The sequence below is a fragment of the Streptomyces sp. NPDC043861 genome (genome assembly GCF_056435905.1).
This window is the reverse complement of the sequence record NZ_JBWKDP010000004.1, coordinates 159,474-178,445: the sequence shown is the minus strand read 5'-3', so window position 1 is coordinate 178,445 and position 18,972 is coordinate 159,474. Positions and strand designations below refer to the sequence as shown.

The 18,972-nt window shown below is 70.9% G+C and carries 14 protein-coding genes and 1 pseudogene; 7 read left to right on the top strand and 8 right to left on the bottom strand.

Annotated elements, in window-relative coordinates; translation table 11 throughout:
• Both AC068D_RS11665 and AC068D_RS11660 read right to left on the bottom strand, forming a co-directional pair.
• Positions 1 to 867: pseudogene (locus AC068D_RS11665) on the bottom strand (DNA primase); the annotation flags it as partial.
• A gap of 220 nt (positions 868 to 1,087) precedes the next feature.
• Positions 1,088 to 1,597, bottom strand: coding sequence for a carboxymuconolactone decarboxylase family protein (locus tag AC068D_RS11660; protein ID WP_478822794.1), 510 nt, complete (start codon positions 1,595 to 1,597; stop codon positions 1,088 to 1,090).
• 23 nt (positions 1,598 to 1,620) lie between these two features.
• Here AC068D_RS11660 and AC068D_RS11655 point away from each other — a divergent pair, with 23 nt between their 5' ends.
• Together AC068D_RS11655 and AC068D_RS11650 are read left to right on the top strand one after the other, a co-directional pair.
• Positions 1,621 to 2,136, top strand: a complete 516-nt coding sequence (locus AC068D_RS11655; protein ID WP_478822793.1) for a MarR family winged helix-turn-helix transcriptional regulator — start codon at positions 1,621 to 1,623, stop codon at positions 2,134 to 2,136.
• Between the two features lie 118 nt (positions 2,137 to 2,254).
• Entirely contained in the window at positions 2,255 to 3,244 is a 990-nt protein-coding gene (locus AC068D_RS11650) for an aldo/keto reductase (protein WP_478822792.1), read from the top strand.
• 1,053 nt (positions 3,245 to 4,297) lie between these two features.
• Here the strand turns inward: AC068D_RS11650 and thpR are convergent.
• The 3 genes from thpR to AC068D_RS11635 all read right to left on the bottom strand — a co-directional run bounded on the left by thpR (position 4,298) and on the right by AC068D_RS11635 (position 6,752).
• On the bottom strand, positions 4,298 to 4,861 hold the full coding sequence (thpR, locus tag AC068D_RS11645) for an RNA 2',3'-cyclic phosphodiesterase (protein ID WP_478822791.1): 564 nt from the start codon (positions 4,859 to 4,861) through the stop codon (positions 4,298 to 4,300).
• Positions 4,862 to 4,922: 61 nt separating this feature from the next.
• Positions 4,923 to 6,287: an MFS transporter gene (locus tag AC068D_RS11640; protein ID WP_478822790.1), complete on the bottom strand. Its 1,365-nt coding sequence runs from the start codon at positions 6,285 to 6,287 to the stop codon at positions 4,923 to 4,925.
• 27 nt (positions 6,288 to 6,314) lie between these two features.
• Positions 6,315 to 6,752 carry a MarR family winged helix-turn-helix transcriptional regulator gene (locus AC068D_RS11635; protein WP_478822789.1) on the bottom strand — a complete coding sequence of 146 codons (438 nt, stop codon included), beginning with the start codon at positions 6,750 to 6,752 and terminating at the stop codon, positions 6,315 to 6,317.
• A gap of 131 nt (positions 6,753 to 6,883) precedes the next feature.
• On the opposite strand from AC068D_RS11635, the gene AC068D_RS11630 reads away from it, so the two are divergent.
• Positions 6,884 to 7,066 carry a ribbon-helix-helix protein, CopG family gene (locus AC068D_RS11630; protein ID WP_478822788.1) on the top strand — a complete coding sequence of 61 codons (183 nt, stop codon included), beginning with the start codon at positions 6,884 to 6,886 and terminating at the stop codon, positions 7,064 to 7,066.
• Positions 7,067 to 7,082: 16 nt separating this feature from the next.
• On the opposite strand, the gene AC068D_RS11625 is transcribed toward AC068D_RS11630, so the two are convergent.
• Positions 7,083 to 8,549, bottom strand: coding sequence for an NCS2 family permease (locus tag AC068D_RS11625; protein WP_478822787.1), 1,467 nt, complete (start codon positions 8,547 to 8,549; stop codon positions 7,083 to 7,085).
• Between the two features lie 802 nt (positions 8,550 to 9,351).
• On the opposite strand from AC068D_RS11625, the gene AC068D_RS11620 reads away from it, so the two are divergent.
• Together AC068D_RS11620 and AC068D_RS11615 are read left to right on the top strand one after the other, a co-directional pair.
• A complete protein-coding gene (locus AC068D_RS11620; protein ID WP_478822786.1) occupies positions 9,352 to 9,627 on the top strand; it encodes a DUF2530 domain-containing protein in 276 nt (91 codons plus the stop codon).
• 161 nt (positions 9,628 to 9,788) lie between these two features.
• Positions 9,789 to 12,242: an HAD-IC family P-type ATPase gene (locus AC068D_RS11615; protein WP_478822785.1), complete on the top strand. Its 2,454-nt coding sequence runs from the start codon at positions 9,789 to 9,791 to the stop codon at positions 12,240 to 12,242.
• A 111-nt stretch (positions 12,243 to 12,353) separates the two neighbouring features.
• On the opposite strand, the gene AC068D_RS11610 is transcribed toward AC068D_RS11615, so the two are convergent.
• Both AC068D_RS11610 and AC068D_RS11605 read right to left on the bottom strand, forming a co-directional pair.
• Positions 12,354 to 15,482: a sacsin N-terminal ATP-binding-like domain-containing protein gene (locus AC068D_RS11610; RefSeq protein WP_478822784.1), complete on the bottom strand. Its 3,129-nt coding sequence runs from the start codon at positions 15,480 to 15,482 to the stop codon at positions 12,354 to 12,356.
• A gap of 318 nt (positions 15,483 to 15,800) precedes the next feature.
• Positions 15,801 to 16,709: a DUF3027 domain-containing protein gene (locus AC068D_RS11605; protein ID WP_478822783.1), complete on the bottom strand. Its 909-nt coding sequence runs from the start codon at positions 16,707 to 16,709 to the stop codon at positions 15,801 to 15,803.
• Positions 16,710 to 16,989: 280 nt separating this feature from the next.
• On the opposite strand from AC068D_RS11605, the gene AC068D_RS11600 reads away from it, so the two are divergent.
• Positions 16,990 to 18,357: an MFS transporter gene (locus tag AC068D_RS11600; protein WP_478822782.1), complete on the top strand. Its 1,368-nt coding sequence runs from the start codon at positions 16,990 to 16,992 to the stop codon at positions 18,355 to 18,357.
• A gap of 110 nt (positions 18,358 to 18,467) precedes the next feature.
• Entirely contained in the window at positions 18,468 to 18,944 is a 477-nt protein-coding gene (locus AC068D_RS11595) for a DUF2771 domain-containing protein (RefSeq protein ID WP_478822781.1), read from the top strand.
• The last annotated feature ends 28 nt before the right edge of the window (positions 18,945 to 18,972 follow it).

Here is an 18,972-nt window from a genome sequence, read left to right as displayed (position 1 = left end):
GCCCTTGTCCCAGTCCTTCTTGTCGTGGTCCTTCTTGCCGTAGTCGTCCTTGTCTTCCTTGTCGCCCTTGTCCCAGTCCTTCTTGTCGTGGTCGTCCTTGTCGTAGTCGTCCTTGTTCAGGACGCCGGCGAGGGCACCACCACCGGTGTGGACGCCACCCTTGGGCTTGTCGTAGTCGTCCTTGTCACCCTTGTCGTAGTCCTTGTCGCCCTTGTCACCCTTGTCGTAGTCCTTGTCGCCCTTGTCGCCCTTGTCGTAGTCCTTGTCGCCCTTGTCGCCCTTGTCGTAGTCCTTGTCTTCCTTGTCGCCCTTGTCCCAGTCCTTCTTGTCGTGGTCCTTCTTGCCGTAGTCGTCCTTGTCTTCCTTGTCGCCCTTGTCCCAGTCCTTCTTGTCGTGGTCGTCATCGCTCGCGACACGGGCAAGAGCGCCACCACCGGTGTGGACGCCACCCTTGGGCTTGTCGTAGTCGTCCTTGTCGCCCTTGTCGTAGTCGTCCTTGTCACCCTTGTCGTAGTCGTCCTTGTCGCCCTTGTCGTAGTCGTCCTTGCCGTAGTCCTTGTCGCCCTTGTCGTGGTCCTTCTTGTCCCAGTCCTTCTTGTCGTGGTCCTTCTTGCCGTGGTCGTCCTTGTCGCCCTTGTCGTGGTCCTTCTTGTCCCAGTCCTTCTTGTCGTGGTCCTTCTTCTCGTAGTCGTCCTTGTCGCCCTTGTCGTAGTCCTTCTCGTAGTCCTTGTCGTAGTCGTCCTCGACACTGGAAGGAGCGCCGGCGGCGCGGTCGTCGGCTACGGCGATGGCGTAGGCGGCAGGAGCGGTGACCGAGAGAACCGCGGTGACCGCGGCTGAGATCCACAGGGTGCGGGCAGAGCGCATGGGAGTCCATTCCTTTCGCCGCGACTGCGACGGCCGACACATCATCGGCTCATCGGATCGCAGAGCGACTCCCCTCACCGTCAGCCGAATTCCGGGGACACACCAACCGGGAACCCTGCATTAGAGCTACACCATGGGCTTTTCGGGTGGCGATCGGACGGATAATCACCCATTGGACGGCCACTCGGAACGAACGCCACCCACCGGAAGGCGCAACCGGCTAGACCGCAGCGCGTGTGAGGCGGTTCGCGAACGTCGACATGGTGTATGTACCGACACCCAGGACAACTTCCAGGGCATTTCGCTCGGTCCAGCCGCACGCCAGAAAGTGCTTCAGGTCCTCGTCGTCGACGCCGCCCGCCGTCGCGAGCAGCGCGAGCGTGAACCGGCGCACCGCTTCCAGACGTTCGTCCGGCAGCGGACGGCGCTCACGGAGGGACCGGGCCAGCGACTCGTCCGCGCCGAGCGCACGCAGCTTGCCCGTGTGCATTTCCACGCACACATGACAGTCGTTGTGGACGGCGACGGCCATGATGACGACCTCGCGCGCCACCGGCTCCAGGGTGCTGCTCTCGAACACCGCGCCGAGCTGGAGGAAGCCGTTGAGCAGCTGCGGGGACTCGGCAAGGCGGGCGACAGCGGGCGGGAGGTGGCCGATGTTCCGGACAACGGCCTCCATCGCCTTTCGGGACGCGACGGGAGCGGTCTCGAGGGTGTGGTCGGCGAACATGTACGCCTCCTAGAATGGACAACATGGTTGACGATAAAAAGGTAAACCAGGTTGTCGAATCGAGCAAGGGTGGTGCAGTGGGCAGGGGATACGAGCTCCCTCTGTTGCTCTTCGCGGGCTTCCGCACCCTCGCGGACCGACTGCACGCGGAACTGGCCCGCCAGGGCCATCCGGGTCTGACGCCGGCATACGGCTTCGCCATGCAGGCGATCGGGCTCGACGGCGCCACCGCCAGCGAGATCGGACGACGGCTCGGAGTCTCCAAGCAGGCGGCCGGCAAGACCGTCGACCGCCTGATGGCCATGGGTTACGCCGAACGCGTCGACGACCCCGACGACGCACGCCGAAAGACCGTCCGCCTCACCTCACACGGTCTCGACGCCCTCGCCCGTTCAGCGGCGGTGTTCGACGGACTGCGCGCGGAGTGGGCCTCGGCGATGGGCGCCGGGCAGTTGGACGCACTCGAGGAGAGTCTGCGTGCAGTCGTGCCCGCCGAGGCTTTCCGGCTCGACGCCGCGGGCTGGTTCGGCGGCTCCTGATCGCCACCGTCGCGTCACTTCGCGCCGCATCGCCGGGCGTTGGCACCGCCATGAGCACGGGCGAACGTCCATGTGGGCTCTTGCCTGGAGTGCGCTCCAACGCGTTGGCTTGTGGACCATGAAGTACACGCAGCTCGGACGCACGGGACTCAAGGTCAGCCGACTCGTCCTCGGCACGATGAACTTCGGACCCCAGACCGACGAGGCCGACAGCCACACGATCATGGATGCCGCGCTCGGGGCCGGCATCAACTTCTTCGACACCGCCAATGTCTACGGCTGGGGCGAGAACAAGGGCCGCACCGAGACGATCATCGGCAACTGGTTCGCCAAGGGCGGCGACCGCCGGGACAAGGTGGTGCTCGCCACCAAGGTGTACGCCAACATGGGCACCGAGGGCTCGCCCTGGCCCAATCACGACAAGCTGTCCGCCCTCAACATCCGCCGCGCCGTCGAGGCGAGCCTCAAGCGGCTGAAGACCGACTACATCGATCTGTACCAGTTCCACCACGTCGATCGGGACACCCCGATGGAGGAGATCTGGCAGGCGATCGACGTACTGGTCCGGCAGGGCAAGATCCTCTACGCGGGCTCGTCGAACTTCCCGGGCTGGAAGATCGCCCAGGCCAACGAGACCGCACGCCGCCTCGGCTCGTACGGTCTGGTCAGTGAGCAGTGCCTGTACAACCTGGCCGAACGCCGAGCCGAGATGGAGGTCGTCCCGGCCGCGCGCGAGTACGGACTCGGGGTCGTCGCCTGGTCGCCACTGCACGGTGGGCTCCTCGGCGGAGTGATCAAGAAGGAGAGCGAGGGAGCCCGGCGGGCGGCAGGCCGCTCTGCGGACGCGCTCGCCGACACGTCCGTACGGGAGAAGGTGCAGGCCTACGAGGACCTGCTCGACAAGCACGGACTCGCGCCGGGCGAGGTGGCCCTGGCCTGGCTGCTCACCCGCCCCGGGGTCACCGGCCCGATCGTGGGACCGCGGACCGCGGACCAGCTGGCCTCGGCGCTACGGGCGGTCGAGCTCGAGCTGAGCGAGGAACTGCTGGCCGGACTGGACGGGATCTTCCCCGGGCCGGGGCCCTCTCCGGAGGCGTTCGCCTGGTAGCCGCCGCGGAGGCAGCGGTCGTCAGCGGCCGGTCGCGGCCGCCACTGCGACGATCGCGAACATCAGCACGAGCACACCGGCCATGATCCGGTTCCTGGTCTTCGGGTCCACCCGTCGAGCGTAACCGCACGGGAAAGTTGATCGTGCACGGCCACTGGGGTGGGGCCGCCACGGTCCCCGGCGGGATCGCGGGCGACTCCTGCGTTCCTCAGGCGCGTCGCCGGTACGGCCCAGCGACAACCAGCGGGCCTGCCACAGCCGCACGACGGACGGGCCCGGCTGCAGCCGCCCGATGGCGTGGAGGACCGGCCGGTACGGGCCCGTGCGGTGCACCGCGACGGTGTGACGAAGGAAACGCAGTCGTCCCAGGGCCTCGGTGGGACACCCCCGACCCGGACGACCGCTGCACCGGCAGTCCCGAGTACCGAGTCCCCTGCCGCACCTCCCGGTGCGGCAGGGGACTCGTCCCTGGGGAAACAGCCCATCGACTCGGCACGTTCCGTCCATGACCTGTGCCGGGACCTGCTCCTGAACCTGGTCCGGCCAGAAGTGGTCCCAGGAGGGATCACCGGCCTCGCCGCGGCTGTCGGGCACCCGGAGAGCGAGACCGGACGCGCTGGGGCCGCTCGCGGCTGTGCCCGGCGAGGCCCTCCGCGCAGGAGACGGGCAACTGCGTCCGGTCCCACCGGAGATCGGCACGGACGTCCCGATGGCGGGACGGCAGGCGGAACGTGCGCGCGGCAACAGTGTTCGGAGCCATCGCGGCCGCGGCGGCCCGGCTCACCCCGGAGCAGTTTCGGACCTGCGGCGCCACCGGCCGCCCCGGCGTCGCACGACTCGCCGGCCCATGAGGTCCGATCCGCGACCCGCCGGGGTCGCCGACCCGTGAGACCCCACGGGCTGCGGCACAGTCGCTCGAGAACGGTCGACCGCCGGCACGGCAGCTCGCCCTCCGGGCCGGCACGACCGCCGGCACGGCAGCTCGCCCTCCGGGCCGGCACGACCGCCGGCACGGCAGCTCGCCCTCCGGGCCGGCACGACCGCCGGCCGGGCTCAGGCACCGAGGGGCCAGGCACCCACCGTCTCGTATCGCGGCTGCTCCTTCTCGATGCCGCTCCGGGGCAGATGGCTGCGGACCAGGACCAGTTCGGGCACCGTCCAGGGCGTGCCCTCGAACCCGGCCAGCTCGTCGACGTACGGCCGCAGGTCCTGGTCCGTGCGGGTACGGGCGATCGTCAGGTGTGCCTGGTAGCGGCGGTGCTCCTCCATCGAGACGCCCGCCCGCCGCGCCGCCGCGTCCGCGCGCTCGGCCAGCATCCGCATCGCATCGATTCCGCCCGCGGCCCCGACCCACAGGGCCCGCCGCCCGAAGTGCCCGGCCCCGTGCAGCCGCAGCCGGAACGCCTCGCTGCGGTGGGCGGCCCGCCCGAGCCGCGCATGCAGCTCGGGCAGCATCTCCTCGTCGACCTCCCCCATGAAAGCGAGCGTGAAGTGCCATCCCGGCCGCCCGGTCCACCGCAGTCCGTCCGAGCCTGGCAGGGCATGGAGCCGGTCGACGGCGGTCCCGAGTTCCCGTAGGGCCTCGTCGGGCGGGATGACGGCGGCGAAGAGTCTCATGCGGCCAGTCTGCTGCAGCAGGCCGGCGGCACAGGGCCTTCAGGCCATGCCGCGCAACGGTTCACACCGCCTTCGCCAGCGGCTCGCGGGCCTCCTCGCGCGGTACGAAGCGCAGGTGCGGGCGGCCCGGCCGCAGGTCCAGCCGGAGACGCAGGCCGCCCACCCTCGCCAGGATCAGACCGATCGCCCCTGCCGCGGCGATCCCGACGACGCCGCCCGTCGCAAAGCCGACACGGGGGCCGTAGGTGTCCGTGAGCCAGCCGACGATGGGCGCACCGACGGGCGTGCCGCCGACGAAGACCATCATGTAGAGGCTCATCACCCGGCCCCGCATCACCGGCTCCGTGGCCATCTGGACCGAGGAGTTGGCGGTGACGTTGACCGTCAGACCGACCATGCCGATCGGAACGAGCAGCAGCGCGAAGAGCCAGAAGGAGGGCGAGAGGGCGGCGGCGATCTCCAGGGCGCCGAACAGCGCCGCAGCCCCGAACAGCATCCGCAGACGGGACGAGGCGCGGCGCGCCGCGAGCAGGGCGCCGGTCAGGGAGCCTGCCGCCATCAGGGCGTTGAACAGGCCGTATGTCCCGGCCCCGGCATGGAACACCTCGTCCGCGAATGCGGTCAGCCAGATCGGGAAATTGAAGGCGAACGTGCCGATGAAGCCGACGAGCACGATCGGCCAGATCAGCTCGGGCCGACCCGCGACATACCTCAGCCCTTCCCGCAGCTGGCCCTTGCCGCGTGGTGCGCGCTCGAGCTTGTGCAGCTCGCTCGTGCGCATCCGCAGCAGAGCGGTGATGGGGGCCAGAAAGAACAGACCGTTCAGCAGGAACGCCCAGCCGCTGCCGACGGCGGTGATCAGCCCACCGGCCAGGGCAGGCCCCACCAGGCGCGCGGACTGGAAGTTCGCGGAGTTGAGGCTGACGGCGTTCTGCAACTGCCGGGGGCCGACCAGCTCGGAGACGAAGGACTGCCGCGTCGGGTTGTCGACGACCGTGACCATGCCCAGGAGGAACGCGACCAGATAGACGTGCCAGACGTGAATATGGCCGGAAAGGGTGAGTACGGCGAGGGCGAGCCCGCACAGACCGAGCGCACCCTGGCTGAACAGCAGGATGCGGCGCTTGGGGTAGCGGTCGGCGATGACGCCGCCGTACAGACCGAAGAGCAGCATCGGCAGGAACTGCAGGGCTGTGGTGATGCCGACTGCCGCGGCGGAGCCGGTGAGGCTCAGCACCAGCCAGTCCTGGGTGATGCGGGCCATCCAGGTGCCCGTGTTGGAGACGATGGCACCGGAGAAGAACAGCCGGTAGTTGCGGACCTTGAGCGAGGAGAACGTCCCCGAGTTGCCCGTGACCGGTGCGGAAGGGGTGTCGTGGGTGGGTTTCGGTGCGGGTGCGGAGTCTGCTCCGGGTCCCGTACTCAAAAGGGTTCGCCTCCTTGCGGCTGTCGGTTACAGGTGTGCGAGCTTCTCCAGTACGGGGGCGGCAGCACGCAGCTTCGCCCACTCGTCATCGTCCAGACCCTCGACGAGGGATGCCAGCCAGGCGTTCCGCTTGCGGCGGCTCTCCTCGAGCATGGCCTCGGCCTGCTCGGTCTGGCTGACCACCTTCTGCCGGCGGTCATCGGGATGCGGCTCCAGCCGGACCAGTCCCTTGGCCTCCAGGAGCGCCACGATGCGGGTCATCGACGGGGGCTGGACATGCTCTTTGCGGGCCAGCTCACCGGGGGTGGCGGAGCCGCAGCGTGCCAGGGTGCCGAGCACCGACATCTCGGTGGGGCTCAGCGATTCGTCGACGCGCTGGTGCTTCAGGCGCCGGCCCAGCCGCATGACGGCGGAGCGCAGTGAGTTCACGGCGGCGACGTCGTCGCCGTGGGAGAGGTCAGGCATGTCCTTAGCATAGCTCATTACTCTGTCTAAATACCAAGCGGTTTCCAGCCGCCCCGACAGATCACCCAAACGAGTGAGGCAGGGCCGGAAAGTGACGCAGCGGCCGGATCCGGCCAGCGACTCTGGCCGACATGGCATCGACAGTGCTCAGCCTGCGGATGGACGAGGAACTGCTCGACCGGCTCCGGCAGCATGCCGCCAGACGCGGAATGAGCGTCCAGGACTATGTGGTCCGGACGCTCATTCGCAACGACTTCGACGAGCGCTTCCACGCGGCCGTCGACGAGACGGAGAAGTTCTACGGCCTCACCTGACCGGCGGGCCTCCCCCTCAGGTCAGGCCCAGGGCGGGCATCGCGTAGAAGAAGACGAACACCGCCGACACGACATACATCGCCACGGGCACCTCGCGTCCGCGCCCCGCCGCCAGGCGCAGCACGCTGAAGGCGATGAAGCCGATACCGATGCCGTTGGTGATGGAGTACGTGAACGGCATCATCACCATGGCCAGGAACGCCGGCACGGCGATGGTGAAGTCGCTCCAGTCGATGTCCTTGACGGACCCGGCCAGGATCAGGAAGCCGACCGCCAGCAGCGCCGGTGTGGCCGCCTGGGACGGCACCATCGTCGCGAGCGGCGTCAGGAACAGCGCCACGGAGAACAGCGCACCCGTGACGACGGACGCGAGACCGGTACGGGCACCCTCGCCGACACCCGCGGTCGACTCGACGAAGCAGGTGTTGGCGGAGGCCGAGGCGGCGCCGCCGGCGGCGACCGCGATGCCGTCGACGATCAGCACCTTGTTGATGCCGGGGAAGTTGCCGTCCTTGTCCGTCAGCTTCGCCTCGTCACCGACCCCGAGGATGGTGCCCATCGCGTCGAAGAAGCAGGACAGCAACACGGTGAAGACGAACAGCGCGCCGGTGAGGAGGCCCACCTTCTCGAAGCCGCCGAACAGGCTGACCTGCCCGACGAGACCGAAGTCGGGCGTCGCGACCGGGTTGCCCGGCCACTCGGGGACGGTCAGGCCCCACGCCTGGCCCGGCAGCTTCACGATCAGCTGGACGGCCACGGCGACGACCGTCATCGCCACGATCGAGATCAGGATCGCACCCGGCACCTTGCGGATGATCAGCGCGAGCGTGAGCAGCGAACCGAGCACGAAGACCAGCACCGGCCAGCCGCCCAGGTGGCCGGTGAGGCCGAGCTGGAGCGGGACGGTGGTGTGGGCGGCGTCCGGGATCCGGGAGACGAAGCCGGAATCGACGAGGCCGATCAGCATGATGAAGAGGCCGATGCCGATCGCGATGCCCTTGCGCAGACCGAGCGGGACCGCGTTCATCACGCGTTCGCGCAGACCGGTCGCGACGAGCAGCATCACCACGAAGCCGGCGAGGACGACCATGCCCATTGCGTCGGCCCAGCTCATCCGGGGGGCGAGCTGGAGTGCGACGACCGTGTTCACCCCGAGCCCGGCGGCCAGCGCGATCGGCACATTGCCGATCACGCCCATCAGGAGCGTGGAGAAGGCGGCCGTGAGCACGGTGGCGGTGACCAGCTGGCCGCCGTCGAGCTGGTGCCCGTACATGTCCTTCGCACTGCCGAGGATGATCGGGTTCAGCACGATGATGTAGGCCATCGCGAAGAAGGTCGCGAAGCCGCCGCGGATCTCACGCGGGATCGTGGAGCCCCGCTCGGAGATCCTGAAGAAGCGGTCGAGCCGGTCGAGGGCACGGGGGCCGGAGTCCGGCCGCTGCGGCTGCTGGACGTCCGCAGGTGCGGTGGCCGTGGGGGGCATGCGAGACCTCGTCGATGGTTCTTGGCCGGTTACCTGGATGTTCATACGAAGAAAACCGGTCGGACACAAACCGCTTCAGTATGAAGCTATGAGCGGAAGATCGGTATCTCCGCGCGTAGACCCCTGAGCGGACGGGCCGGCGGACGCGCGCAGGGGCTCCCCCGTGCTGCGAGCGGAAGGGTTCCCCGGGCTGCCCGCCGGCGTCGGTGCGGAGGGTCACCGGGCCCGCCGGGGCCGGAGGGGGAAGGATCGCCGGGCGGCGAGCCGGTCCGCCGGCTCCGCCGACGGGGTGCCGCCCTCTCGGCGGAAGGGGCGACGCGGCGGGAGCCGTGCAGGGGGCTGCGCGCCGTCGGACCCTTCCGGCGACCGCACTGGTGCTGTGACCGGATGGGTTTGCCGGGAAGCTCGCGGCGTCCGGTGCATGGGGTCTCCCCCGGCCCCTTGCGGCCGCCGGCATGGGCTCTCCTCGGCCCCTTGCAGCCGCCGGCATGGGGTCTCCCCCGGCCCCTTGCAGCCGCCGGCATGGGGTCTCCCCCGGCCCCTTGCAGCCGCCGGCATGGGGTCTCCCCCGGCCCCTTGCGGCCGAGGGGACGTATCGCAAGGCCGGTGGGGGTGCTCCCCCTGGCTCCGCCCGGGGGTACCCCCACCGGCCGGAGGCTGGAAGAGATCACCCTCGTACTCGATGTACTCGGGTGATTCGAGAACGCAGCGTGGGGGCGCCTCCCGGCGAAGCCAGGGGGGAGCGCCGTGCAGGGGGCTGCGCGCCGTCGGACCCTTCCGGTCACAGCACTAGACTGCCCGCATGGCGAAGTGGACCCCCAAGCACGAGGCACCGGAGCCCCTGGAGGGGCCCGTCGTCGCCACGATCACCGGCGGCACGATCATCTGGTTCGTCCTCTTCCTGGTCCAGGTCCCCTTCTACGGCTGGTTCGACGACCGCGACCTCGGCTGGTGGGTCTGGACGTGCCTGGCCGGCGGCGGCCTCGGCCTCATCGGCATCTGGTACGTCCGCAAGCGCGATGCCGCGATCAAGCGGGCGGAGGCGGAGGCGGCGCACAGCGCCCGCCCGGAGGCCTGACGGGACCACTCCCCCACGGAGGGCAAGGGCCATCCCCTGGGGTGTTCCGCCCCTCTGCGTCGTCCATGAGGACCACCCGAGGCCCGTCCGGGTCCTCCCACGGTCCGATATTCACCCCGCTCGGGGGGTGAACGCGGCCGCGCCACCGTAACGTCGAGAACATGACTCAGCGGGCTGAGACCGACAGCGACGGGTCCGAGCCGAGCGGACGGGCGGTCATCGACGCGGGCGCGGAACTCGATCCCGTACACCCGGTCAAACCGCCCGTGGTCCACCGGCCCCGCGGGCTCAGCACGGCCGAGGTGGCCGAGCGGATCGCGCGCGGCGAGGTCAACGACGTGCCCGTCCGCAGCAGTCGCTCCACCGTCGACATCATCCGCGGCAACGTCTTCACCCGGTTCAACGCGATCATCGGCGTGCTCTGGGTGATCATGTTCCTGGTCGCGCCGTTCCAGGACACCCTGTTCGGGTTCGTCATCCTCGCCAACACCGGCATCGGCATCATCCAGGAGCTCCGCGCCAAGAAGACACTCGACGGGCTCGCCGTCATCGGCGAGGCGAAACCCACCGTGCGGCGAGACGGAGCCGCCACCGCGGTGTCCACCTCCCAGATCGTCCTCGGGGACCTCATCGAGCTCGGACCGGGCGACAAGGTCGTCGTCGACGGCGAAGTGGCCGAGGCCGACAGCCTCGAGATCGACGAGTCACTGCTGACCGGTGAGGCCGACCCGGTCCTGAAGCAGCACGGCGACAGAGTCATGTCCGGCAGCTTCGTCGTCGCGGGCGGCGGCGCCTTCACCGCGACCAAGGTCGGCCGCGAGGCCTATGCCGCACAGCTCGCCGAAGAGGCGTCCCGCTTCACGCTCGTCCACTCCGAGCTGCGGTCCGGCATCTCCACGATCCTCAAGTACGTGACCTGGATGATGGTCCCGACCGCGATCGGCCTCATCATCAGCCAGCTGGTGGTCAAGGGCGACAACTTCAAGGACTCCGTCGCCAGGACCGTCGGCGGCATCGTCCCGATGATCCCCGAGGGCCTCGTCCTGCTCACCTCGGTCGCCTTCGCGATCGGGGTCATCCGGCTCGGCCGCAAACAGTGCCTCGTCCAGGAACTGCCCGCGATCGAGGGCCTCGCGCGTGTCAACGTCGTCTGCCTCGACAAGACGGGCACCCTGACCGAGGGCGGCATGGACGTCACCGGGCTACGGACACTGGGCGGCTCGGACGAGGCGTACGTGCGCAAGGTCCTCGGTGCGCTCGGCGAGTCCGATCCTCGCCCCAACGCCTCGCTCCAGGCCATCATCGAGGCCTACCCGGACAGCGACGACTGGCGCTGCACCCAGTCGCTGCCCTTCTCCTCCGCGCGCAAATACAGCGGCGCCGCCATCAGCGAGGGCGACGGGCAGAGTTCCACCTGGCTGCTGGGCGCGCCCGATGTGCTCCTGCCGGACAAGGACCCCGCCCTCCCCGAGATCGACCAGCTCAACGAGAAGGGGCTGAGGGTGCTGCTGCTCGCCCGCGCGACGAAGGAGCTCGACGCGCCCGACATCTCCGCCGGCGCCCACCCCACTGCTCTCGTCGTCCTGGAACAGCGACTGCGGCCCGATGCCGCGGACACCCTCGCGTACTTCGCCGAGCAGGACGTCACGGCGAAGGTCATCTCCGGTGACAACGCGGTGTCGGTCGCCGCAGTGGCCGGCAAGCTCGGGCTCCCCGGCGCGGCGAACACCGTGGATGCACGCCGGCTGCCCGCCGAGCGGGACGCCATGGCCGCGGAACTCGACGCGAACGCGGTCTTCGGCAGGGTCACGCCCCAGCAGAAGCGGGACATGGTCGGCGCGCTCCAGTCCCGTGGCCACAACGTCGCGATGACCGGCGACGGCGTCAATGACGTCCTCGCCCTCAAGGACGCCGACATCGGCGTCTCCATGGGGTCGGGCTCCGAGGCGACCAAGGCCGTCGCCCAGATCGTCCTTCTGAACAACAGCTTCGCGACGTTGCCGTCGGTCGTCGCCGAGGGCCGCAGGGTCATCGGCAATATCACCCGCGTCGCGACGCTCTTCCTGACGAAGACCGTCTATTCGGTACTGCTCGCGCTCCTGGTGGTCTGCTGGCAGGTGGAGTACCCCTTCCTGCCCCGGCATCTGACACTGCTGTCCACCCTCACCATCGGCGTGCCGGCCTTCTTCCTCGCGCTCGCCCCCAACAAGGAGCGGGCCAAGCCGCACTTCGTCCGCCGGGTCATGCGGTACGCGATCCCCGGCGGGATCATCGCAGGGGTGGCCACCTTCGCCTCCTACCTCCTGGCCCGCTCCCACTACAGCGGCCCGGGCGCCCTGGAGGCCGAGACCAGCGCGGCCACGCTGACCCTCTTCCTGGTCGCCATGTGGGTCCTCGCGATCATTGCCAGGCCCTACACGTGGTGGCGGCTCGGCCTCGTTCTGGCGATGGGGCTGGGCTTCCTGATCGTTCTGGCCGTGCCCTGGCTGCAGGACTTCTTCGCCCTGAAGCTCGTGGGCACGACGATGCCATGGGCGGCGGTGGGCATCGCGGCGGCCGCCGCGGCGCTGCTGGAGCTCGCGTGGCGCTGGGTGGACCGGAGGTTCCCGGCGTAGCGCCGGGCGAAGGGGCGCGTCCCTGCCCACCCGTTCCGGCACGGGCCATGCCCCCACGGCAGCCGGGCCGAAGGGGGCGACCCCACCGGCCGGGCGTCCCGGGGAGAAAGTTCAGTCGAACCAGCGGTCCCGGGCCAGTTCCTCGGTGCGGGACGGGTCCTCCAGCAGTGCCGCGACCTCGAAACGGCGCGGCCACTGGCCGGCCGCCCAGGCCAGACCGGCCGCGACGCCCTCCAGGGTGGCGGCGTGGATGACGCCGTCGAGGGTGCGGCGCCAGTCGAGCTCGATGCCGCCCGCCAGAAGCTCTTCGTGCTCGATGTACGTGGCGGGGGTGCCCGGACCGAGCAGGGCGTGCACCGACGGGGGTACGTCGTGCTCCTCGCCGACCGTCGTCACCTCGGCCTCGACGACGTCACCGAGCCGTCCGACCTGGAACAGCTCCGCCAGGTCCGCCGCCCGGTCCGGGGAGACCGGCAGCAGCGAGCGGCCGGCGGCCAGCGGAAGCAGATCCGGCGCGTCGGCGACCAGTGCGTCCGATGCGTCCACGACCCGGACCTCGCCGTCGACGACCGCGCGCACCTCGTCGGGGAGCGTCACCTGTTCCGGATCGAGGTCGGCCAGGGCGGTGTAGAGGGCGTGCAGCTGGGAGGGGCTCACCGGGCGGTCCGGGTCGGCGAGCCGGCCCAGCAGCTCGGCCGCCCCGCCGGGCTCGTCGAGCAGCGCGGCGACGGAGGTCCGCACGCCAAGGGCGTGCAGCACCTGCTCGTCCTCGAAGCCGGTCGCGTCCGCGGAGTCGTACAGCCCGACCAGCAGCGGATCGCCGCCGGAGGCCCGCAGGCCCGCAGGGCGGCGGCCGCCGAGAACCGGGTGGTCCCGCAGCCACCAGGCGGTGTAGGGGCGGACGGTTTCCGTCGTGCCGTCGGGCAGCAGCACCCGCACCGGCTGGGTGAGCGCGTCCCGCAGTGGCGGCTGCGCCAGCAGGGCGAGGGCCTGGGGCCAGCGGTCATCGTCGACCAGGTCCAGGTCGCGCACGGCGACGATCTCCGTCGCGACCGGCGGCACCGGGGTGTCGGGCAGCCGGTCGAGCACGTCCTCGCACCACACGTCGACCGCGTCGAGCAGACCCGCGTCGTCGGGCTCGGGGAAGTCGCCTTCGCGGGGCTCCAGTTCATCGGGGTCGAGCACGACGTCGGTGGCGCGTACGAGCGCGAAGTTCGCCAGCACCCCGCAGGCGGCCAGCGGCTGTTCGCCCCAGCGGTCGGCGAAATCGGCATCGACGAGGGCCAGTTCGTCCTCACTCATCACGGATGCGAACGAGCTGCCGGGCAGCACGAGTTCACCGGCGGGGGCGAGCTCGCCGTCCTCGTCGGGCAGTGCGAGCGCACCCAGCCAGGGCTCGGCGCCCGGCTCCAGGCCGGCGTCGCGCACCAGCGAGAGCACGATCTCCGCGAGCTCATCGCTGTCCGGTGCGTCACTGTCCTCGTCCCACAGCCCGTCCCCGTCGTCGAGGGACGCGGCCACGGCCGCCCTCACCTGGGGTGTCGTCAGCACGGCACGCGGGGTCGCGGGCAGCGCACCGAGCTTCTCGAGGAGGGGGTGGGCGGCATCCGGATGGGCCACCTTCAGCCCGAACCGGCCGAGACCCGCCGGGGTTTCAGGGGTCGGCAACAGGATCTGGCGGGGGCCGATGGTGGTACGGGCGCGCCGCGGCCCGGGGTCGGTCCCGTCGTCAGCGCCCACCCCCGCGAGCGGCACGGGCAGACCGGACAGCCGCTCCGGGTCCACACCTGCGAGGCTGTCGTAGAGGCTCCACCACCACGACGGATCCCGTTCGATCCCGGCCAGCCGGTCGATCGCCTCCGTGAGCGGGACGCGCGCCACTCCGAGCGTCCGCAGTTCCACCCGCCGCTCGAGACCGGCAGGCAGCAGCGTCGGCAATACGTCGGCGAGTACCCGTACGGTCTCGGCGCCCGCGCCCTCGACCACCTCCGCCTCGAGCGGCCGCAGTGCGACGACGTCCTCCGAAGGGACGGCCGGGGCGAGGAACGCGATACGGGGCAGCAGCTCCAGGATCGCCGTGCGCAGGGCGCCGTCGAGGGCACCCTTGCCGAGGGGCCCCGGGACCAGGTCGATGGTGCCGGTGCCGACGGGCTTCCAGTCGCCCAGGAGTTCGGCGTACGCCTCCGCCGCGCGCCGCACCAGGAAGTCGGTGAGCGGTCCCGGCGCGGGATGCCGGCGGGCGGTGTCCAGCGGGAGGGTCGCGATCAGCAGCGCGGGCACGCCGAGGGGTTCGTCGGTGGGGGTCGGCGCGTGGACGACGGGTGCGGTGGCGGGATACACGGGCGATCCGTCGCCGTCCACGGGCACGGCCCAGGTGACGGTCCAATGGGGCCGCAGCCGCTCCTCGACGGGACGGTCGGCGAGGAGCGCGGTGTCGACGGCGCCGTGGTGGGTGACGACCCGCCAGCGGTTGACGCCGGTCACGCTGTCCTCGATGTGGACGTAGGCGCCGTGCTGCGAACGGCGTAGCGTCCGCACCCCCTCCGGGGTCTCCACGACGACCTCTTCGAGGCCAGGAAGGGTGAGCAGAAGCGCGTCGTCCACCCCGGCGAGGAGTCGGCCGACGAGGTCCTCTGCGGTGCCGTCGCGCAGGGGCAGGATCACGACGGTGTCGTAGCCGTCGGGGGCGCTGCCCTCGGCGGGCAGCGGAAGCCGCAGCAGCGGTACGTGGCCGTCGCGGCGACGAAGCTCGTCACCGAGGCCGGGACTGGCCTGGGCGGCCTGCTGGGCGAGCCCGCGGGCCTCGGCGAGCGACCACCGGACGCCGCCGTGGCGCCCGACGACGGCGGGCTCGTCGCTGACCGCGAGGACGGCGGCGAAACCGACGCCGAACCGGCCGACGGCCTGCTGGTCGTTCTCGCGCTTGGCGGAGGCACGGAGCGTGGACAGGGACTCGACCCCTGCGGCGTCGAGGGGCGCGCCGGTGTTCGCGGCGACGAGGGTGCCCTGGACCAGGGTGAGCCGGAGCCGTCCGGGCACGCCGGCGCGGCCGGCGGCGTCGGCGGCGTTCTGAGCGAGCTCGACGACGAGGCGGTCGCGATAGCCGCCGAGGGCGAGGTCCTCCTCGGCGTTGGCGTCCTCCCGGAACCGCGCGGGGCTCGCCCCCCAGGAGTCGAGCACCCCACGCCGCAGCCGCGCCGTCCCGAACGGGTCGGCCCCCTCGGTCGTCCTGACGCTCACGCCTGTCTCCGCTCTGTCCTGTTACCGGTGTACCTCAACCGCGGCCCGAAGGTATCGCGTGCGGGGCCGTCGCGCGGTGCCGAGCGGTTTCGGGTTGCCCGGTGCGGGTGGGCGTCCGGTACCGGGCACGGTCACCCTGCACGGGGTACCCCGGCCGACAGCCCCCCTGCTCGGGGGCGGCGCACCCCCGACTCGCCGGGCGGCCCACCCGGCAGCCCTTGGGAGTGACGCGGGTAGTCCGGCCGGTGCTGCGACCGGTCTGCCGGGAAGCTCGCGGCATCCGGTGCCTGGGGTCTCCCCGGGGCCACCGGACAGCCCTCAGGAATGACCCAGGTCGTCCGGCGACGCCGTGTCCACATGGTCCGGCACCGACCCGCTGTCCGGAGCAGGCCGCAGCGGGAACTCGTCCGGCCGCATCGAATCGAACACCGGCTGCGCCGGACGCGGCGGCTTCGGCATCACCGCCGCCTCGGAGTGCCCCCCGCACCCGTAGGTCAGCGACACGACACGCCCGTCCGCCGGAGAGAACTCGTTCGCGCACACCCCGAAGGCCTGCTTGAGCGAGCCCGACAGCGGCATCAGGAACGCGCAGGACACACATGTCGCCGGTGCTGCTTGCGCCATCGGTGTCTTGGCGCCGTACGCCTCCTCCCAGCGGTCGGCCGCGATGTGCAGCCCGTACCGGGAGAGCACGCGCGCCCGGCGCATCCCCAGTTCCTCCGCGAGGGACGTGATCGCACCCCGGGACGGCGCCCGCGTCACGATCTCCGCGTCCTCGGCGTCGACCCGTTCGGCCATCTCCTCCGAGACCGGGGAATTCGGCGGTGGCGTGTCCTCGCCCGAGTAGCCGGGCTCCAGGCGCAGGTCCTCCGCCTCGGTGGGAAGCAGATCACCCGGTCCCAGGTCCCCCGGCCGCAGCCGCTCGCTCCACGGCACCCACTCGGGCGCCAGCAGCGCGTCGGAGCCCGGCAGCAGGACGGTTTCGTCGAGCGTGACGACCTTTGCGCGGGACGCCCGCGCGACCGTCACGGCCCAGCGCCAGCCGCGGTATCCCGGCTCCTTGCACTCGAAGAGATGGGTGACGACCCGGTCGCCCTCGGACACCAGGCCGACGTGCTCGCCCACCACCCCCGGCGCGGCAGCCTCCTCGGCGGCCGCCCGGGCGAGGTCTACCGCCTCGGCGCACAGACGGTCGGGGGTACGGCTTCGCGTCGTCGCAGCACTCACAGGTCTCGCTTCTCTCCTACGCCGTCTCACGGGTGCGCCGGCCGAATCACGATGTACGGGCGGCGGGCGGAGCGGACCGGGGGACCGCATCGACGTCCGCGCCCGGGCAATCCGTCCCGTGCACGCCTACCATCACCCATTCTGCGGGATGACGAAGAGGCGCGCGGCCGGGAACTACCGCCGGTGGCGCGCTACGCACGCTACCCCCTCCGTGGCGTGCCGCCCACCTGCACGCCCGAATCCCGGTTCGGGTCGAAGGCCCTTAGGGCACTATGACGAGGTGACAGCCGCAAGGTCGTCCTCCGTTCCCGGGCCGATGAGCAGGGCGGCCCGGTCGGTCGGCCGTGCCCTGCACATGCCGTTCACCGGCACGGCGAAAGGCATTCGCCGGGCGACCCACGCCCATGGCGCGGGCGAGTCGGGACTCGGCAAACTCATCGAACTCCACGCCGTGAACGGCGCCGGCGACGTCATGATCACCGTCGCGCTGGCCTCCACGGTCTTCTTCGCAGTGCCCACCGACGAGGCACGGGGCCGGGTCGCGCTCTATCTCGCGATCACCATGGCGCCGTTCGCGCTGCTCGCTCCCGTCATCGGCCCGTTGCTGGACCACATCCCGCACGGCCGCCGCGCGGCAATGGCCGCCGCGATGATGACCCGCGCGGTGCTGGCGCTCACCATGTCGGGCGCGGTCGCGACGGGGGGCCTCGAGCTGTACCCGGCAGCCCTCGGCGTACTTGTGGCGTCGAAGGCGTACGGCGTGGTCAGAAGCGCGGTCGTACCGAGGCTGCTGCCACCGCGCTTCGCCCTGGTGAAGGCGAACTCCCGGGTGACACTCGCCGGTCTGGTCGCGACCGGGGTCGCCGCCCCCATCGGAGCCGGACTGCAGCGGATCGGCCCCGAGTGGCCGCTGTACGGCGCGTGCGCCATCTTCGTCGCCGGCACGTTCCTCGCCTTCAGCCTCCCGCACAAGGTCGACTCCGCGAAGGGCGAGCGCAAGGCGCACATGCTGACGCACGGCGAGCGCAGGCCGAGCCTGCGCACGGTCGGCCCTTCGGTGCTGCACGGCCTCCAGGCGAACGCGGCGCACCGGGCGCTCTCCGGATTCCTGATCTTCTTCCTCGCGTTCCTGCTGCGGGTGCACCCGATGGCCGGGCAGAGCGCGGCGGTGTCGCTGGTCATGGTGGGCGTCGCGGCGGGCGTCGGGAACGCCTGCGGTACGGCGATCGGCGCGTGGGTCAAGCACCGGCCACCGGAAGTGATCGTGGCCACCGGGCTGACGCTCGCACTCTCGGTCGCGGTCCTCGCCGCGGTGTTCTTCAGTCCGATCATGGTGCTGGCGCTGGGCGCGGTCGCGGGACTGACGCAGGCACTGTCGAAGCTGTCGCTGGACGCGATGATCCAGCGCGATGTGCCCGAGTCCGTGCGGACGTCGGCATTCGCCCGTGCGGAGACGCTGCTGCAGATGGCGTGGGTGGTGGGTGGGGCGATCGGGATCGCGCTGCCGCTGAACGGCGTGGTGGGCATGTCGGTGGCGGCCGTGATCCTCGCGACCGGCGCACTGCTGGCCATGCGCGGGCTGGTGGTCGCCTCCCGGCGCAGCGCCCCGCTCCCGTCCGGAGTGAGCACGGCGCCCCGGGTGAGGTGAGGCAGACGGGCACCGGTGGGCCGGGCCCGGCCGCCGGTCGCGGGGGCGGGCGCGGCGCCACGCCGCACCCCCGCGCTGCGGGACACCGGCCGCCCGATAGCCTTCGGACCATGACCGTTGCGTTCTTCACCGGCAAGCACCGCCGGGCCGCCGCCGCCCTCGGTGCCGTGTCCGCCGGCCTCCTCGTACTCTCCGCCTGCGACAAGCCGACCCCGCTCGCGACCGTGACGGTCGGGACGAACTCGGTCACCACGGAGGCTGCCTGCTACAACGACGGCGACCCCATCAAGGAGTCGCTGATCCAGGGCTGCCTCAACCAGAAGTCCGGCAAGACCATCGAGGTCGGCGTGGACGACAGGGTCCGTTTCGGCGTCGAGCCCGAGGTGGCCAAGAACGGCTGGACGCTGTTCATCGGCGGCCAGCAGGCCGAGCAGGAGCCCTACCACAAGACGTACCGGTCCATCCCGGGCAGCGCGTTCTTCTCCACCCAGACCGGTGAGGCCACCAACAAGGCCCAGGTCAGCATCGTGGAGACCACCGGCAAGAGGCTGACCGGCATCTGGCACTTCACGCTGAAGAAGGACTGAGCCCCGGCTCACCGGCTGGTCGACACCC

What these genes read in the sequence shown, in the direction of transcription:
- AC068D_RS11660 (WP_478822794.1), bottom strand. Translation starts at nt 1,597, where the DNA reads ATGTTCGCCGACCACACCCTCGAGACCGCTCCCGTCGCGTCCCGAAAG.
- AC068D_RS11655 (WP_478822793.1), top strand. Translation starts at nt 1,621, where the DNA reads ATGGTTGACGATAAAAAGGTAAACCAGGTTGTCGAATCGAGCAAGGGT.
- AC068D_RS11650 (WP_478822792.1), top strand. Translation starts at nt 2,255, where the DNA reads ATGAAGTACACGCAGCTCGGACGCACGGGACTCAAGGTCAGCCGACTC.
- thpR (WP_478822791.1), bottom strand. Translation starts at nt 4,861, where the DNA reads ATGAGACTCTTCGCCGCCGTCATCCCGCCCGACGAGGCCCTACGGGAA.
- AC068D_RS11635 (WP_478822789.1), bottom strand. Translation starts at nt 6,752, where the DNA reads ATGCCTGACCTCTCCCACGGCGACGACGTCGCCGCCGTGAACTCACTG.
- AC068D_RS11630 (WP_478822788.1), top strand. Translation starts at nt 6,884, where the DNA reads ATGGCATCGACAGTGCTCAGCCTGCGGATGGACGAGGAACTGCTCGAC.
- AC068D_RS11625 (WP_478822787.1), bottom strand. Translation starts at nt 8,549, where the DNA reads ATGCCCCCCACGGCCACCGCACCTGCGGACGTCCAGCAGCCGCAGCGG.
- AC068D_RS11620 (WP_478822786.1), top strand. Translation starts at nt 9,352, where the DNA reads ATGGCGAAGTGGACCCCCAAGCACGAGGCACCGGAGCCCCTGGAGGGG.
- AC068D_RS11615 (WP_478822785.1), top strand. Translation starts at nt 9,789, where the DNA reads ATGACTCAGCGGGCTGAGACCGACAGCGACGGGTCCGAGCCGAGCGGA.
- AC068D_RS11595 (WP_478822781.1), top strand. Translation starts at nt 18,468, where the DNA reads ATGACCGTTGCGTTCTTCACCGGCAAGCACCGCCGGGCCGCCGCCGCC.